This window comes from Streptomyces sp. NPDC020299, from assembly GCF_044387825.1.
Lineage (GTDB): Bacteria > Actinomycetota > Actinomycetes > Streptomycetales > Streptomycetaceae > Streptomyces.
Map to the genome: position 1 here is coordinate 624,714 of NZ_JBIRWL010000002.1, position 15,669 is coordinate 640,382.

The 15,669-nt window shown below is 69.8% G+C and carries 16 protein-coding genes and 1 pseudogene; 9 read left to right on the top strand and 8 right to left on the bottom strand.

What is annotated here, in order from left to right; all coding sequences use genetic code 11:
• Positions 1–171 precede the first annotated feature (171 nt).
• Complete coding sequence (locus ACH45E_RS07110; RefSeq protein ID WP_361457600.1) at positions 172–306, bottom strand: hypothetical protein; 135 nt, start codon at positions 304–306, stop codon at positions 172–174.
• A 63-nt stretch (positions 307–369) separates the two neighbouring features.
• Here ACH45E_RS07110 and ACH45E_RS07115 point away from each other — a divergent pair, with 63 nt between their 5' ends.
• Complete coding sequence (locus tag ACH45E_RS07115; protein ID WP_399040149.1) at positions 370–579, top strand: hypothetical protein; 210 nt, start codon at positions 370–372, stop codon at positions 577–579.
• Positions 580–721: 142 nt separating this feature from the next.
• Here ACH45E_RS07115 and ACH45E_RS07120 read toward each other — a convergent pair whose 3' ends face one another.
• Both ACH45E_RS07120 and ACH45E_RS07125 read right to left on the bottom strand, forming a co-directional pair.
• On the bottom strand, positions 722–1,570 hold the full coding sequence (locus ACH45E_RS07120; RefSeq protein WP_361457880.1) for an SDR family oxidoreductase: 849 nt from the start codon (positions 1,568–1,570) through the stop codon (positions 722–724).
• A 76-nt stretch (positions 1,571–1,646) separates the two neighbouring features.
• On the bottom strand, positions 1,647–3,086 hold the full coding sequence (locus tag ACH45E_RS07125; protein ID WP_361457877.1) for an aminotransferase class V-fold PLP-dependent enzyme: 1,440 nt from the start codon (positions 3,084–3,086) through the stop codon (positions 1,647–1,649).
• A gap of 169 nt (positions 3,087–3,255) precedes the next feature.
• Here ACH45E_RS07125 and ACH45E_RS07130 point away from each other — a divergent pair, with 169 nt between their 5' ends.
• Both ACH45E_RS07130 and ACH45E_RS07135 read left to right on the top strand, forming a co-directional pair.
• Positions 3,256–3,744, top strand: a complete 489-nt coding sequence (locus ACH45E_RS07130; protein ID WP_361457874.1) for an Lrp/AsnC family transcriptional regulator — start codon at positions 3,256–3,258, stop codon at positions 3,742–3,744.
• A gap of 186 nt (positions 3,745–3,930) precedes the next feature.
• Positions 3,931–4,179, top strand: a complete 249-nt coding sequence (locus tag ACH45E_RS07135; protein WP_361457871.1) for a hypothetical protein — start codon at positions 3,931–3,933, stop codon at positions 4,177–4,179.
• Between the two features lie 85 nt (positions 4,180–4,264).
• On the opposite strand, the gene ACH45E_RS07140 is transcribed toward ACH45E_RS07135, so the two are convergent.
• Positions 4,265–5,188, bottom strand: coding sequence for a helix-turn-helix transcriptional regulator (locus ACH45E_RS07140; RefSeq protein WP_361457868.1), 924 nt, complete (start codon positions 5,186–5,188; stop codon positions 4,265–4,267).
• 173 nt (positions 5,189–5,361) lie between these two features.
• Between ACH45E_RS07140 and ACH45E_RS07145 the strand changes: the two genes are divergently transcribed.
• The 3 genes from ACH45E_RS07145 (at position 5,362) to ACH45E_RS07155 (ending at position 9,775) form a co-directional block, all read left to right on the top strand.
• Positions 5,362–6,708 (top strand): aldehyde dehydrogenase family protein, encoded by a 1,347-nt coding sequence (locus ACH45E_RS07145; RefSeq protein ID WP_361457865.1) that lies wholly within the window; start codon positions 5,362–5,364, stop codon positions 6,706–6,708.
• A 499-nt stretch (positions 6,709–7,207) separates the two neighbouring features.
• Positions 7,208–8,320 (top strand): alkene reductase, encoded by a 1,113-nt coding sequence (locus ACH45E_RS07150; RefSeq protein ID WP_361457862.1) that lies wholly within the window; start codon positions 7,208–7,210, stop codon positions 8,318–8,320.
• A gap of 366 nt (positions 8,321–8,686) precedes the next feature.
• On the top strand, positions 8,687–9,775 hold the full coding sequence (locus ACH45E_RS07155; protein ID WP_361457859.1) for an alkene reductase: 1,089 nt from the start codon (positions 8,687–8,689) through the stop codon (positions 9,773–9,775).
• 535 nt (positions 9,776–10,310) lie between these two features.
• On the opposite strand, the gene ACH45E_RS07160 is transcribed toward ACH45E_RS07155, so the two are convergent.
• The gene (locus ACH45E_RS07160) at positions 10,311–10,667 is read right to left on the bottom strand and encodes a DUF6233 domain-containing protein (protein WP_361457856.1); all 357 of its coding nucleotides are present in this window, start codon (positions 10,665–10,667) and stop codon (positions 10,311–10,313) included.
• Positions 10,668–10,732: 65 nt separating this feature from the next.
• Here ACH45E_RS07160 and ACH45E_RS07165 point away from each other — a divergent pair.
• A pseudogene (locus ACH45E_RS07165) lies at positions 10,733–10,915 on the top strand (hypothetical protein); the annotation flags it as partial.
• A gap of 128 nt (positions 10,916–11,043) precedes the next feature.
• Here the strand turns inward: ACH45E_RS07165 and ACH45E_RS07170 are convergent.
• Positions 11,044–11,640: an NAD(P)-binding domain-containing protein gene (locus ACH45E_RS07170; RefSeq protein ID WP_361457853.1), complete on the bottom strand. Its 597-nt coding sequence runs from the start codon at positions 11,638–11,640 to the stop codon at positions 11,044–11,046.
• Positions 11,641–11,682: 42 nt separating this feature from the next.
• Positions 11,683–12,501, bottom strand: a complete 819-nt coding sequence (locus ACH45E_RS07175; RefSeq protein WP_361457850.1) for a 3'(2'),5'-bisphosphate nucleotidase CysQ — start codon at positions 12,499–12,501, stop codon at positions 11,683–11,685.
• 136 nt (positions 12,502–12,637) lie between these two features.
• Between ACH45E_RS07175 and ACH45E_RS07180 the strand changes: the two genes are divergently transcribed.
• On the top strand, positions 12,638–13,546 hold the full coding sequence (locus tag ACH45E_RS07180; protein ID WP_361457847.1) for a LysR family transcriptional regulator: 909 nt from the start codon (positions 12,638–12,640) through the stop codon (positions 13,544–13,546).
• Between the two features lie 121 nt (positions 13,547–13,667).
• Here ACH45E_RS07180 and ACH45E_RS07185 read toward each other — a convergent pair whose 3' ends face one another.
• Positions 13,668–14,801 carry an NAD(P)/FAD-dependent oxidoreductase gene (locus ACH45E_RS07185; protein WP_361457844.1) on the bottom strand — a complete coding sequence of 378 codons (1,134 nt, stop codon included), beginning with the start codon at positions 14,799–14,801 and terminating at the stop codon, positions 13,668–13,670.
• A gap of 111 nt (positions 14,802–14,912) precedes the next feature.
• On the opposite strand from ACH45E_RS07185, the gene ACH45E_RS07190 reads away from it, so the two are divergent.
• Positions 14,913–15,641 (top strand): TetR/AcrR family transcriptional regulator, encoded by a 729-nt coding sequence (locus ACH45E_RS07190; RefSeq protein ID WP_361457841.1) that lies wholly within the window; start codon positions 14,913–14,915, stop codon positions 15,639–15,641.
• The last annotated feature ends 28 nt before the right edge of the window (positions 15,642–15,669 follow it).

The window sequence follows — 15,669 nt, forward strand, 5'->3', positions numbered from 1 at the left end:
CCACGGGTTGGCGTGCCGGCCGCGCCTCACACCGGAGCAGGTCCGCCTGGACGTCTCCGCCACGGTCGGCCGCGTCTCCACCCAGCACTCGGCTTACGCAGACGGTGAACTGCAACGCCCCTGTCCCCCTGTCCGCCAAGGACATCACCACCGTGCGCAACGTCGCCTTCTTCACCGCTCGCCCCCGCCAGGAGGCAGCAGCGTGGCCGTCTCCGCTGCGAAGGCCGTCGCGAGGTCGGTCAGCCGGGGTTGCGGGAGCAGGCCCTCCGGGGAGAGCAGGTGCGCCGTGAAACGGTCGGCCTCCAATAGGGATTTCTGGCTACATCAGAAGGCTGGGAGGTTGTCTCAAGGGGGAGGACTGGCCGCGTGATGCTGTCGATCAACGTAGCGTTCCTGCTGGCGGTCATCATCTACCTCCGGCTGCGCCGCCGGACCCAGGCCCGCAGCCGCAACGACGAACTGCTGACCGTGATCATCGTCATGGCCTTCGGAGTTCTCATCGCCCCCACGGCCTTCGGCCAGGGGGTGCTCCACACCGTGGAGCAGCTTGCGGATGGAATCACCCGGTCAGGCCATTGAGAGCCGGAGCCTGCTCCCCGGCGGGGGTGTCGAGCCGGGCGGCACCGTCGGGCGTGAGGTCAGTATGGATGCGCTTGAACCGGAGCCGCGGTGAAGCGGTGGCGGTGGATGTCGCGGCCTTCGAGTAAGGGCGGCCGGGGACTCACTGCTGGGCGCGGTTCCGGTATCGCGGGGCGAGTGTGCTGGTGGACGAGGAGCGGAGCCCGAATTCCGCCGCGGCGATGCGATCCACTGCCTCGCCGTCGACCAGTCCGGGCACGCACACGACCTCGCCGGTTTCCAAGGCCCTCAGCGAAGCGGTCACCACGTCCTCGACGGGCATGCCTCCGTCGTCGTGTACTCGTGCTACGTCACCGGCTACCGGATCCTGGCCCTGGGTGAGATGGAACTCGGTTGCCGTCAGCCCGGGGCACAGTACCTGGATACGAACCGGCGCACCGTCCAACTCTGCGGCGAGGGTTCGGCTGAAGGTGACTACGTACCCCTTGGTCCCTCCATAGACCGCCCGCACCGGCAGAGGGTCCGGCGGAAGCGAACCGGCGAAGGCGAGGGTGGAAGCCACATTCACCACGGCGCCGCGGCCGCGTGCCAGCATGCCTGGCACAGCTGCACGAGCGAGTCGGGTGAGCGCCACCACGTTCACGGCCATCACCTTCTCCAGCAGTGCTGTATCGGTCTCGGCGAAGGGGCCGTAGCCGTTGATGCCCGCGTTGTTCACCAGCAGCTCGACGTCGTCCTCGGCGGTTCGCCGGGCAACCCGGTCCAGGTCACCGGCATCGCTCAGATCCGCGACGACGGTTTCCACTCGTACGTCGTGCTGCCCGGTCAGCTCCGCGGCAAGTGCGCGGAGACGCTCGGCGCGACGCGCCACCAGCACCAGATCGTGACCATCCGCAGCGAGCTGACGTGCGTAGGCCGCACCGATGCCCGAGGAGGCACCGGTCACGATGGCTGTTCCCCTGGCGGGAAGGGAGTCGGGATGGATGGTCATGAAGTCCTCCGTGTATTCGTGATTTGATCTAGGCGTCCCTCAGGTGGACACCACCAGGGTCCAGGGCCGTCGCCGGCTACGCGGCGGGGATGTTCCTGGCTTCGGCAGTGATGATCTTCAGGGCCTCGGTGATGCGGTCGTGGTGGGTGCGGTGGGAGACCACGCACACGCGCAGGGTGTAGCGGCCGTCGACCACCGTGCTGGAGAGCACGATGCGCCGGTGGCCGTTGATCCGCTCCAGCAGACGGCGACTGGCCTCATCGGCCCGCTCGGCGGCGGCCCGACTGCCGTCGGTGGGGCGGATGCGGAAGATCACGGTGGACAGGTCGGGGCGTTGGGGGACCTCCAGCTCCGCTACGCCGGACAGTGTGGCGTGGACGTGTTCGGCCAGGTCGAGTTTCTCGTCCAGGGCCGCGCGGAAGGCGTCCACCCCGTGCAGGTGCAGGGGAAGCCAGGCCCGCAGACCGCGGATCTCGTGGGTCAGCTCGGGCCCGAGCCGGCCGGAGTCCGGGACGCTCCCCGCCGCCTGCATGTCCTGGAGGTAGCTGCCGGTGCCGTCGTGTGCGGCGTGCAGGGCGGCGAGGTCGCGGACGACCAGGGCGCCGGTGCCGAACGGCATGAAGAGGGTCTTGTGCGGGTCCAGGGTGATCGAGTCGGCCTTCTCGATACCGGTGAGGCGTTCTGCGCCGCGTGAGGTGAGCCGGAAGAAGCCTCCGTAGGCCGCGTCGATGTGGAACCACACGTCCTGGCGGCGGGCCAGGTCGGCCAGCTGCGGCAGCGGGTCGATGGTGCCGGTGTCGGTGGTGCCGGCGGTGGCCACCAGCAGGAACGGCCGCAGCCCGGCGTCCCGGTCGGCGCGGATCATCGCGGCGGCGGCGTGAGGGTCCATCCGCAGGTTGGGGGTGTGCGGCACGGTACGTATATGGGCCGCGCGGATGCCGGCGAGGCGGGCGGCCTTGGCGACGGAGTGGTGGGCGAAGGCAGTGGTGTAGACGGTGCCGCCGGCGAGATCCTCGCCGAGCCTGTCGTGGCGGGCGGCGACCGTCGCGGAGAACGTGGCCATCGAGCCACCGCTGGTCAACAGGCCGCCGCTGCCCTCCGGGAGGCCGCACACCTCGCGGGCCGTCCAGCGGATCACACTCTCCTCCAGCGCGGCGAGCACCGGGGCTACCGAGGCCAGGCCGCCGTAGCGGTTGACAGCACGGTTGTAGAACTCGGCGAGCGCGGCCGAGTACAGACCGCTGCCCGGGATGTACGCCAGGTGGCCGGGCCCGGCCGTCTCCAGAGCGCAGTCGGCGGCCTCGTCCAGGCGCGCGAGCAGAGCCTTCAGGTCACCGCCCCGGGCGGGCGGCGGCGCCAGGAAGGACTCCGCCAGGTCGGCCTCGGCCTGCGGGGACAGAGGGCTGGTCGCGGGGCGGGCCGCGAGGTTCTCGGTGCGGTCGACGACACGGTCCAGGACGAGACGGCCCATCTCGGTCATCGCGGCGCGGTCGGGTTCCAGGGGGAAGGGGTGCATGAGGCAGTCCGGTGTGCGTGAGAGGGGTAGGAAGGCGGCGGGTCCGGCGTCATGGCCGGAGCGCGTGACCAGGATGCGCCGCCAAGAGCGGCACGCGATGGCGCAACCAGTGCCCGGATGGCCATCGGGCGCAGAATTGTTCGCCGATGTGGCCGTTACGCTGCATTTCATGCCACGCCCCCTGTACGACCGCATCGACCGGGCGATCCTGGACCACCTCCAGCGCCACGGACGCACCCCCAACGTCGACCTCGCCGAGGCCGTACGCCTGTCACCCTCGTCCTGCCTGCGCCGCACCAAGGCGCTGGAAGAGGACGGGGTCCTGGCCGGCTACCGCGCCGATCTGGACCGCGACCGCCTCGGCCTGGGGCTGACGGTGTTCCTCTCCCTCAAGGTCGAGCACTCCCGCACCACCTCCCAGGTCGTCGAAGAGGCACTGAAGGCGATCGACCACGTGGTCGCCTGCCATGTCGTCTCCGGCGACGCCGACTTCTTCGTCGAGCTCGCCGTGCCAGACCTGAGCACCTTCGAAAAGGTGCTCACAGACCAGATCCTGGCCATCGGTCCCGTTCGCGACGCCCGCAGCACCTTCTGCATCCGCACCGTCATCGACCGCGGCCCGCTACCCCTCACCTCCTGGCCTGCCCCACGTGCATGACCGGACGACACGGCTCACCTCAACCGTGGCACGCGGACACGGAAGTCCGTCGCTCGACCGCGAGATACAGACTTGTTCGCCTGATCGATGACGACATGAGACACATCTGAGTATCTGGAGAACCGTCCCACTTAGCTTATGTGCTGTTGAGCTGTCCACGGACTATCGTCCAGCGACCTGGTCGACGTGCACTTCCGGCCCCGCATCCCGGTGCTGGCCCGGCCTGCGACGCCGACGGAACCCTCCGGATCCGAGGCACGTACGGAAGCCAACCTGAGTCGGCTACGGAAGGAGAACACCGACCTGCGCCGCACTCTCGCTCTGTACGAGGAGGCGATCCGCCAGCTGGCCCTCGAAAACGACGCCCTGCGCAGCGGCGGCACCGTTCTTCCACTGCCCAACCGCAGCAGGCCCGCGCCACCCGGGACGTCCTGAATCCGACACCCCCCGCAGGCGCCTGGCGTGGATAAGGTCGCTGGGCGTGGCGCTCAGCCGAGTACCGGTGATCAAGGGGAGTTGATCAAGCCGTGCGTGCCGACGGCGTGCTCGTTCCCGCCCGGGTCGCGTCCGCGCCCCAGCTGGCCAGCAGTCGCAGAGCCTCCGCCGACGGGGAGTTCGGTTCGGCGTGGTAGGTCACCAGCATCTGCTCGTGGGCGTCGGCCTGGTGGAACGACTCGAGGCGGAGATCGAGTTCGCCGACGAGCGGGTGGTGCAGGCGCTGGATACCGTGGCACCTCTCCTTGACGTCGTGGGTGGCCCACAGCCGCCTGAACTCCTCGCTCTTGACGGAGAGTTCGCCCACCAGCGCGGACAGTCGGGGGTCGTCGGGATGGGAGCCGGCATCCATGCGCAGCTGAGAGACGACGTCGCTCGCTTTGTGCTCCCAGTCCACGAACAAGTCGCGGTACTCGGGCCTCAGGAAGACCAGCCGCGCCCAGTTCCGCTCCCTCGCCGGCAGCTCGGCCCAGTCGCCGAAGACCGCCGCGGCCATCCGGTTCCAGACAAGGATGTCCGAGCGCCGCCCCACGAGGATCGCCGGAACACCGTCCATGGTGTCCAGCAGCGTCCGCAGGGGGCCCCGCACCTGCTGGGCGCGGCCGGCCGGCTTCTTCTTGTGCTGCTTCGGCTTCGCCAGGTGTGTGAGGTGGGCGTGCTCGGCGTCGCTCAGCCTGAGCGCGCGGGCGATGGCGTCGAGGACCTCCGGCGACACGTGCCGCCCGTTGCCCTGCTCCAGGCGTGTGTAGTACGCCACGGACACCCCGGCCAGCTGCGCCAGCTCCTCGCGGCGCAGCCCCGGCACCCGCCGGTACCGCCCGTAGTCCGGCAGTCCCACGTCCTCCGGCTTCAGCCGGGCGCGTCGGGTGCGCAGGAACTCACTGAGCTCGGCACGCGGGTCCAGGGCGCCGGCGGCCAGCTCGTGCACCGGTTCGGGGTATTCGTCCATGCCTCGAGTATCCACGGTCGCACGCACACCTTCCTGACCCAACCAGTGGTAGGCACCGCGCACGTACGCAAAGCCGTGACCTGGGTGGATGCCGGATCGTCCAGCACGCTGGCCACTGTGCCCGGCTGGAAGACGGCCGGGGCGTGGCCCGGATCAAGAACGGAGTACATCCCATGAGCGCAACACAGGGGATCGAGTCGAGGACGCACCAGAGCGAGACGGCTGCGGAGGTGGTGGGCCGCCTTCGTGCGACGTTCAACACCGGTGTCACCCGCCCACTGGACTGGCGCGTCGACCAGCTGCAGCGGCTGCGGGCCCTGCTGGTGGAGAACGAGCAGGAGCTGCTCGATGCGCTCTGGGCGGATCTGAGGAAGAACGCCGCCGAGGCAAAAATGCAGGAGATCGACTTCACCGTCGCCGACATCGACGAGGCACTGGCGAACCTCGAGAGCTGGCTTGAGCCCCGCCCGGTCGAGGTTCCCGCCCACTTCGGTCCCACGACCACGGCCTACACCACGTACGACCCGCTCGGGGTGGTCCTGGTGATCGCTCCGTGGAATTTCCCGCTGCACCTTCTCATCGACCCCATCATCGGCGCGCTGGCCGCCGGGAACACCGTGGTGGCCAAGCCGAGCGAGATGTCGGTGCACACCTCGGCGGTGGCTTCCCGCCTGCTGCGCCAGTACTTCGACGCCGATGTGCTCACCGTGGTCGAGGGGGGCGCCGAGGAGACCACGGCCCTGCTGGCGCAGCGTTTCGACCAGATCTTCTACACCGGTAACGGCACGGTCGGCCGGATCGTCATGGCCGCAGCCGCCAAGAACCTCACCCCGGTCACGCTTGAGCTCGGGGGCAAGTCGCCGGTCTTCGTGGCCCCCGACGCCGACGTGGACGAGACCGCGAAGCGGCTGGTCGGCGCCAAGTTCGGCAACGCGGGGCAGCAGTGCATAGCCCCCGACTACGTACTGGCCGATCCGGCCACCGCCGCCGCACTGGTTCCCGCCCTGCGCGCGGCGGTCGACGCCCAGTTCGGCACCAGCCCGCAGACCTCAGCCGGTTTCGGCCGGATCATCAACGAGCGGCATTTCGACCGGCTCACCCGTCTGCTGGATTCCGGCCGGGCGGCGGTGGGAGGCCAGCACGACCGCGACGACCTGTTCATCGCCCCGACCGTGCTCACCGATGTCGACCCCGCATCGCCCATCATGCAGGAAGAGATCTTCGGTCCGATCCTCCCCGTCGTCGAAGTCGAAGACCTCGATGCCGCCATCGCCTTCATCAACGAACGCGACAAGCCCCTCGCCCTCTACGCCTTCACCACCTCCGAGGACATCAAGTCGCGCCTCGTGAAGGAGACGTCCTCCGGCGGCGTCGCCTGGGGCCAGCCGGTGATACAGCTGCTCATGCCGGGACTGCCTTTCGGCGGCGTCGGCGAAAGCGGCATGGGCCGCTACCACGGCCGGTACTCCCTGGAGACGTTCAGCCACCTCAAGGCCGTCGCGGACGTGCCGCTCAGCTAGGCCCGCGCTTTCGTGGAGCAGGCGGTCCGATAGGCGATCGGCCGGCGGAAGTGCCTCAGGCCGGTGAGCATGAGGAGCACTGAGATCGCTGTTCCCGCCACCGCCGAAAAGCGCGTTCCAGGTGAAGCCATGTATCGGTCCTTCGCGGGGGCGCGTCGAGGGAGTCGGTCGCGGCGCGGCCTGCAGACACCGATCCGTACCGACTCCGGCGGCGGACCCATGACTTCGTCACCTGGCTGACTGCTGATCGTGTGCAAGCAGCGAACGCCCGTACTCCGGCAGGCAGTTGCGCTTGACCGGCGCCGACGCCGACGGCATGCGGCTCTCACCGCGTTCGCCGCCAACACCACCAACACCCCGATCGCGGTCATGGAACCGCGTCACCGTCAACGGGCCCGCGCCTGCCCAAGGACCGCATCCGCGCCTCCGCCGGGACACGTGGACCCCCTGCGTCGCAGGCTTTACATCCCGTTTCACTCCGTATTGCAGAAAGAAACCCATGACTGTCAACGTTTCAGAAGTGTCGCCCGTCCCGTCGCTTTTCTCCCCCGTCGCCCTTGGGAAGATCGAGCTCGCCAACCGCATCGTCATGGCACCGCTGACCCGGGTCCGGGCCGGCTCCTCCGGCATTCCCGGGGACCTGATGGTCGAGTACTACCGGCAGCGGGCGAGCGTCGGAATGATCATCACCGAGGGCACCTACCCCGACCACGCGTCGCAGGGGTATGTCGGCGAGCCGGGCATCGCCACCGACGAGCAGGCGGCCGGCTGGCAGCGGGTGTTCGAGGCGGTGCACGCCGAGGGCGGCCGCATCGTCCTGCAGATCATGCACGCCGGCCGCGGCACCCACCCCGACATCAACGGCGGCCGCCGCATCCTCGCCCCCAGCGCGATCGCCATCGACAACAAGACGTTCACCGAGAAGGGCGAGCAGCCCTACCCCGTACCGGAAGCGATGACCACCGCAGAGATCCGGGCAGCCCTGGAGGACTTCGTCGCCGCGGCCCGCCGGGCCATCGAGGCGGGAGCGGACGGCGTGGAAATCCACGGCGCCAACGGCTACCTGCTCCAGGAGTTCCTCTCCCCGGCGGCCAACCAGCGCACCGACGAGTACGGCGGCTCGCCGCACAACCGCGCCCGCTTCGTCGTCGAGGTCGTCACGGCGGTCGCCCAGGCCGTCGGTGCCGAGCGGGTCGGGCTGCGGATCTCGCCGGAGGTCGACCTCGGGGACGTCTTCGAGACCGACCGGGACGACGTCCTGGCCACCTACGGCACCCTGATGGACCAACTGCGCCCGCTGGGCCTGGCCTACCTCTCCGTACTGCACACCGAGCCGGGCGGCGACCTTGTACAGGAGCTGCGGCGGCGCTTCGACAGCAAGCTGATCGTCAACAACGGCCCCTTCGGGGGGCAGACCACCCGCGAGCAGGCGCTCCAGCAGATCGAGGCCGGCCACGCCGACGCCGTGGCCGTGGGCCGGGCCCTCATCGCCAACCCCGACCTGGTCGCGCGCTGGCAGGGTGGCCACCCGGAGAACGAGCCGCGGCCGGAACTGTTCTACGGGCCGGGCGCCGAGGGCTACACCGACTACCCCTTCCTCGAAGCGGCTTGAGGCCCACGGTCACGCCTGTCCATGCGGCAGCCCCACGAACGCATGGACAGGCGCCCGACCGGCGACACTGTGCCCGCCCCCTTTGAGCGCGCGGTCACAGCGGCGATCACCGGCTTGAGGACCGTCGGGTCCGTCAGGGCGTTGACGTTCCGCAAATTCCTGGTCAGCAGCCTGCGTTCGGCGACCTCGGCGAGCACATTGCTCTCGTGCGTGGCCACCGCGGCAGCCTTCGGCCACAGCTGACGCCAATGACTGTTTTCCAGCGGCGGCCCACCCTGGCCTTGCCGATCACCAGTTCTCCGCCACCCCGCAGGACCGTGCCGCCGCCTGCCTCTTTCACCTGACCATTCTTCGAAGGAAGCTGCCATGACCACCGCGTTCGACCCGATCGACCTGGGCGGCAAGACGCTCGCCAACCGCATCGCGATGGCGCCGATGACCCGCAGCCGCGCCGATGCTCCCGCCGCCACGGCGACGGAGCTGATGGCCACCTATTACGCCCAGCGCGCGAGCGCCGGCCTGATCATCACCGAGGGCATACAGCCGTCGGTGGGCGGCCAGGGCTACACCAACACCCCCGGCCTGCACTCCGCCCAGCAGGTCGACGCCTGGCGGAAGGTGACCGACGCCGTCCACGCCCAGGGCGGCACGATCTTCGCGCAGCTCATGCACACCGGCCGGATCAGCCACCCCAGCCTGCTGCCCGACGGACTCCACCCCGTCGCCCCCTCCCCGGTCGCGGCGGCGGGCCAGGTGTTCACCTACCAGGGCCCCCAGGACTACGTCACGCCCAAGGAACTGGACCCCGACGGCATCGCCCAGACGATCGCCGACTACGCCGACGCCGCGCGCAACGCGATCGCCGCCGGTTTCGACGGCGTGGAGATCCACGGGGCGAACGGCTACCTGATCCACCAGTTCCTCGCCCCCAACACCAATCTGCGCACCGACAGCTGGGGAGGCGGTGCCGCAGACCGGGCCCGCTTCGGTATCGAGGTCGCCACGGCGGTCGCGGAGGCGATCGGCGGCCACCGGACCAGCTTCCGTATCTCTCCCGGCAACCCCTACAACGACATCGCCGAGACCGACCCGGCCAACGTGCTGGAGACCTACGCCACCCTGATCGCCGGACTCGGCCGGCTGGGCCTCGCCTACCTGCACCTGGTCGAGAGCCCGGACCGCGACCTGACCGCCCGGCTGCGCAAGGACTGGCCGACGGCGTTCATCCTCAACCCCTTCACCCACCCCGAGACCACAGGCCCCGGCGCTCTCAACCACATCGAGGACGGCACCGCGGACATCGTCGCCTTCGGCGCGCTGTTCCTGGCCAACCCGGACCTGCCCGCCCGCCTCGCAGCCGGCGGCCCCTACAACACCCCCGATGCGGCCACCTTTTACGGCGGCGACCACCGCGGCTACACCGACTACCCGACGCTGCCCGCCGACAGTGCGTGAACCGAAAAAGGTCATCGCCGGCGAGTGCGGAGGCAAGACGCGGCGTTTCAGGCCGCAGGCCACCGGCGTCCCTCTGGTCCTGACCTATGCGCCTGGTGGCGGCACTCGCCGCCTGCCACATCTGGCGGGCCACCTTGGGGAACCGGCAGCTGAGAGAAGAGCTTGAGGCCGCGACGGGCGGCGCTCGCGGCGCGGGCGATCCCGGACACGGTGCCCTGCGTATCGCCGCGCAGGGCACCATCGAAAGCTTGGACGACGCGTTCGCGACCGCGTCGGAGCACGGTGCCAGAACCGACGCCACCACTGGTCCAGGGCCCTTCACGCCGGAGGGCCCTGCCCCATGCCCGCAGTGGACAACGGACAGAACAAAACCCCAACCATAACTTCGGCTCCGCCGCCCACCCGGCGGCCAGCACAGGACTGTCCGCGGCGACGCTCAGCATCGGCTTGGGCAGCGACCATGTCATGCGGCGATCCCTTCCCCACCGACGCCCGGGAGCCCGGCAGCGAGCGTCCGGTCGCCCGGCAGCCGGCCCTAGTCGAGGATGCCCAGGGCCGTGTCCGGTCGGCAGTGGACGCAGGCCGGCACCCGCTGGCGCAGTGCCTCCATAGCCTGCTGCCGGGTGACCGGGCGGCAGCGTCCGCTCTTCGCGGCCGCCCAGCAGCCGCCGGTGTGCACGGCGTCGACGTTGGTGCGGTTGAGCCCGTACTGGATCAGCCACTCCGGCGGAGGTGGCCGTCTCTCTTCTCCCTGGCGCCGCTCCGCCTCGCGTCGTTCCTCCTCGGCGATCCACCGGTTGATGACCCGCAGCTGCCGCATCGCCTGCTGCTCGACGACGCGCCGGGCGAAACGCAGCGCCTCGAGACGCGAGAGCGGCTGTTCACCACTCATCCGCTGCTCCCGGGGTGCCGTGTCTCCGCTTGCCCATAAATTCGAACAAATGCTCTAATTGCATTATGCACCGCGTCGGCTACCTCACCGACGCCCAGGAGCGCATCCTGAGCTGCATCCGCCAGCACATCGCCGATCACGGCCACGCGCCGACGATGCAGCAGATCGGGGCAGCCGTCGGCATGCGCAGCAGGGCATCGGTGCACTACCAGCTCATCGAGTTGGTGGCGAAGGCCGCGATCGTGCGCGAGCCGGGACGGCTCAGCTCAACCGCCACCGGGCTGAGCAGAGCCCGGGCCGGCCGCTCGATGGCCGGCGGTCGGCGGCGTGTCTGTTCTGGATGCGGGCCCGCCGGGGGCGGTGCGCTGGGTACGGGTCAGCGGGCGATCGAGATCGCGAAGGGTGTGAATCCGGTGGACCGGATGACGTGCGGGACGAAGAGGATCGCGGCCTCCGTGGCGCGGGCGGTCTGGATTCCGCCGAGGTCGGTGATCCACTCCGGTTGCCAGCCGAGGTCGCTGAGCAGTTCACGGACGGTCTGCTTGGCCTGCGGGTTGTCGCCGGAGAGGAACGCGGTTGGCGCCTGGGTGAGCGTGGCCGGCGCGGTCATCACCGGGAAGAGCATGGTGTTGAGGGTCTTGACGACGCGGGTCTCGGGGAGCGCTTCCTGCAGTTGCTCGGCGAGGCTTGAGCCGGGGTAGATCAGGTCGGCGGGCAGTCCGTCCGGTCCGTCGGTGGTGGCGTTGGAGACGTCGACGAGGATCTTGCTGCGCAGTTCCTCGCGCAGGGCGGCGAGCCGCTCCAGCGAGCCTGCTCCCGGGGTGGCGTTGATGACGATCTGGGCTGTCCGGGCGGCGTCGACGGCGGCGCCCGGCGCGCGGTCCGCCACGGTCACCTCATGCCCGGCCCGGGTGAGGGCTGTGGCCAGGTTGCCGCCGACGCGGCCGTTTCCGAGAACTGCGATCGTGGTCATGATGATGTGCTCCTTTACGTGGGTGCGGGCTGTGGTGTCCGGTCAGCGTGAGAGCGTGGCGACGGCCTGGGCGTGGACGCCGGGCGCGGCGGCCAGGAAGCTCTCGCTCTGCGGGGTCCAGGGGCGGCCCTGGGCGTCGGAGATCTGTCCGCCGGCCTCGGTGACGAGCAGCGCCCCGGGCAGCAGATCCGCGCGGGCCCCGGCGAACTGCCAGAAGGCGTCGATGCGGCCAGCGGCCACGTTGGTCAGGTGCAGGGTCGCGGGCACGGCGGTGCGGACGACGAGCGCGTCGAAGAGCATCGCGGTGATCGAGGAGCCGACGCGCCGCACCACCTTCTCGTCCTCGTCCGGCCGGGCCTGGCTGGTGGCCACGATGCTCAGGCCGAGGTCCACAGTCTGGGAGATGTGCAGCGGCCGGCCGTCGAGGTGGGCGCCCGCGCCGGTGAGCGCCGTGTAGGTCTCGCCGGTCAACGGCAGGTGGACCGCGGTGAGCACCGGCTGGTTCTCACGCACGAGGGTGGCGGTCACCGCCCACTCCGGCAGGGCGTGCAGGTGGTTGACGTTGCCTTCGGCCGGGTCCACGACCCACCATTCGCCGGGCGGCAGCGCCCCTCCGTCCAGTTCGTCCTCCACCGACCCGGCGTCCGGACGCAGGCGCGTGAGGCGGGGGCGCAGGATGTCGAGGGCCGTGTCGTCGTTGGCGGCGAGCGCGCGCATCAGCTCGTCGCGACTCCGGTAGCGGACCACCTCGCCGAAGCGCTCGCGCAGCGCGGAGCCGGCCGCGCGCACGGCGATCGCGGTCTGGGCGAGCAGGTCGGCATCGGAGGCGGCGGCGTCGGTGGTCTGAAGCGTTTCGGGCATGGTGAACTCCCTTGTGAGTAGCAGGTGATGAGGCCGTCGGGCCGTACTGTGCGCTCTGTTCGGCGCTCTGGTTTCGAAGGTATACAGCCCCTTGATTAACTTCAAATGCATGTAAAGCACGGCTAGGATTACTCGCATGCAATTGGATTTGAATCTGCTGGCCTCGCTCGACGCGCTGCTGGAGGAGGGCAGTGTGGCCGGGGCGGCCGCACGCCTGCATGTCACCGCCCCCGCGATGAGCCGCAGCCTGGGCCGGATCCGGCGCACGACCGGGGATCAGATCCTGGTGCGCACCGGCCGCACGATGACCCCGACGCCGTACGCGATCGCCGTCCGGGAACAGGTGCACGAGCTGCTGCACCAGGTCCAAGGGGTGCTGGCACCGAGCCGTGAACTCGATCTGACAACGCTGGAGCGCACCTTCACACTCCGCTGGCACGATTCCCTGGTCGCCTTGAGCGGCCCCGCACTGCTCTCGGCCGCACGTGAACAAGCGCCGGGCGTGCGATTGCGTTTCGTCGCGGAATCGAGCATCGACACACCCGAGTTGCGGCGCGGCGAGGTCGACCTGGAGGCGAACGCCAACCGCCCGAGCGCGCCGGACATCCGTGCCGAGAACGTGGGCGAGACCCGCCTCGTCATCGTCGTGAGGCAGGGGCACCCCCTCACCCGTGCGAGGACCGTCACCGCAGAGCGGTACGCCGCCGCTGAGCACGTCACCGTCTCGCGACGTGGAAACCTCAGCAATGCCCTCGACGACGCCCTCGCACGGCTCGGCCTCACTCGCCGCGTGGTGGCGACCGCGCCCACCGAAGCGGCCGCGCTGGAGTTCGCGCGCGGCTCCGATCTCCTGATCAGCGTCCCCGAAGCCACCACGCGCCCAGCGGTCGCCGACCTCGGCCTGGCCGTGCTGCCCCTCCCGCTCGAAGTGCCGTCGGCACCGATATACCTGTCATGGCATCAGCGCTACGACACCGACCACGCCCACGCCTGGCTGCGCGGGCTGGCGCGAACCGCGCTGGCCACGGGCGGAACGTTGTCGTAGTCGGCGCCCTCCGGCCGCTTCACCCATACGTCCACGCGGCCGCCTCAATGTCGCACGGCCGGCCGCTGTGCGGACCGGCATCAGAGCCTGTGGTTCACGATCGCGGGTCTGTGGGCCCTGCTCAGTCGGTCGGCTCGTGGCCGGTGAGCAGGTCGAGCAGGCCGGCGGGGGCGTTGTCGCCGAAGATGAGCTGGTGGTTCTGGTCGGATTCGGCGGCGAACCGGGCGCTGCGGGGGAAGAGGGCCTGCTCGTACTCCGCGAGGGCGGCTTCGGTGTCGTCGGGGTGTGCGGCGATGGCCTTGCCGAGTTCGGCGCCGTCGAGCATAGCGAGGTTGGCGCCCTCTCCCGCGAACGGTGACATGAGGTGGGCGGCGTCGCCCAGCAGCGTCGCTCCCGGAACGCGGTCCCAGCTGTGGTCGATCGGTAGGGCGCTGATCGGGCGCAGGGCGAGGGCGGCCTCGCCGTCAGTGATGAGTGCGGTGAGTTCAGGCGCCCATCCGGTGAATTCCGCCGCGAGCTGGGCCGCCGCCGTTTCGGGACTGGCGAGGATGGCGGCGATCCAGTCCTGCGGCTTGTTGAGCGCGACATAGGTGTGGAGAACGGCGTTGGCCTCCCGATGGCCGAGTATGCCCTTGCCGGCCGTGACAGCGAACAGGGAACCGTCGCCGGTGGCCTTGGCCGCTGCGGGGTGGCGTCGGTCGGCGTCGTACAGGTAGGTCTCGATGAACGACGTGCCGACGTACTCGGGCTTGGCGTCGGAGAGCAGCGGTCGGACCCTCGACCAGGCGCCGTCCGCGCCCACGAGGAGAGCGGTCGTCACGGTCGACCCGTCGACGAACGCCAGCTCGTGCCTTCCGTCTCCGAGGGAGCGGACGCCTGTGACCTTGTGTCCCCACCGGATCGCCTCGCCGGGCAGCGAGTCGAGCAGGACCCGCCGCAGGTCTGCGCGGAGCACCTCGGGGCGCCCGCCTGTGCCGTCGTCGGGCTGATCGAGCAGGACCGCGCCGCGCTGGTCGAGCACGCGGACGGCCTGGCCGCCTTCGTGGATGATCGTGCGGAACTCGTCGGTGAGGCCGGCCGCTTCGAGGGCGAGCTGCCCGTTGTACTCGTGGATGTCGAGCTGGCCGCCCTGGGTGCGTGCGTCCGCCGATGTCTCGGCCTCGTAGATGGTCGCGGGGATGCCGTGCAGGTACAGGACCCGGGCGAGGGTCAGGCCGCCGAGCCCGGCGCCGATGATCGTGACGGGAGTGGTCATGGTGGTTTCCCTTTCGACTGGACGCGTTCTATGCGGGCACAGTGTTCGCAGTAACGGCGCCACGATAGCATTACTGCGAACAGCGGACGCAGTAGTGTGGAGGGAAACCCGATGGACGACGCGCACACGGTGGTCTGGAACCGGCCGGAGCGAGCCGCGAAAGGCCCAGCACCCTCACGTACCCGGGCGGAGATCACCGCCGCCGCCATCGCCATCGCCGACGCCGAGGGCGTCGAGGCACTGTCCATGCGGCGCGTCGCCAAGGAACTGGGAACGGGCACCGCCTCGCTCTACCGCTACCTGGCATCCAAGGACGACCTGCTCGATCTCATGCTCGACGCCGTGGTGGCCGAAGACGGCGACTTGCCTGCCCCCACCGGCGACTGGCGCGGCGACTTGCGGACACTGGCCCATCGCTCCCGGGCCACCATCCACCGGCATCCCTGGATGACCTCCCTCACGGCAGGGCGCCCATCACTTGGACCGAACTCCCTCGATGCCACCGAACACGCACTCGCCGCCCTCGATCCCCTCGGCTTCGACATCGACGTCATGATCACCGTCGTCGATACGCTCCACGCTTTCGTCCGCGGCTACGCCATCGGCGAACTCGCCCAACAGGAAGCCGTCCGACGCTCCGGAGTCGGCAACCAGGAATGGATGGACGCCCACAAGCCCTACCTCGACAAAGTCGTCAAGGCCGGCCACCATCCACTCCTCGCCCGCGTCATTCGTGATGCCGAACTTCCCCACGCGGCCGACAGTGCCGAGCGCGGTTTCCAACTGGGACTCGAACGACTTCTCGACGGCTGGGAGGCCAACCTCCCAGTCCGGCCCTGACGATTTGACAGCGCCAACCGGGGGGCGG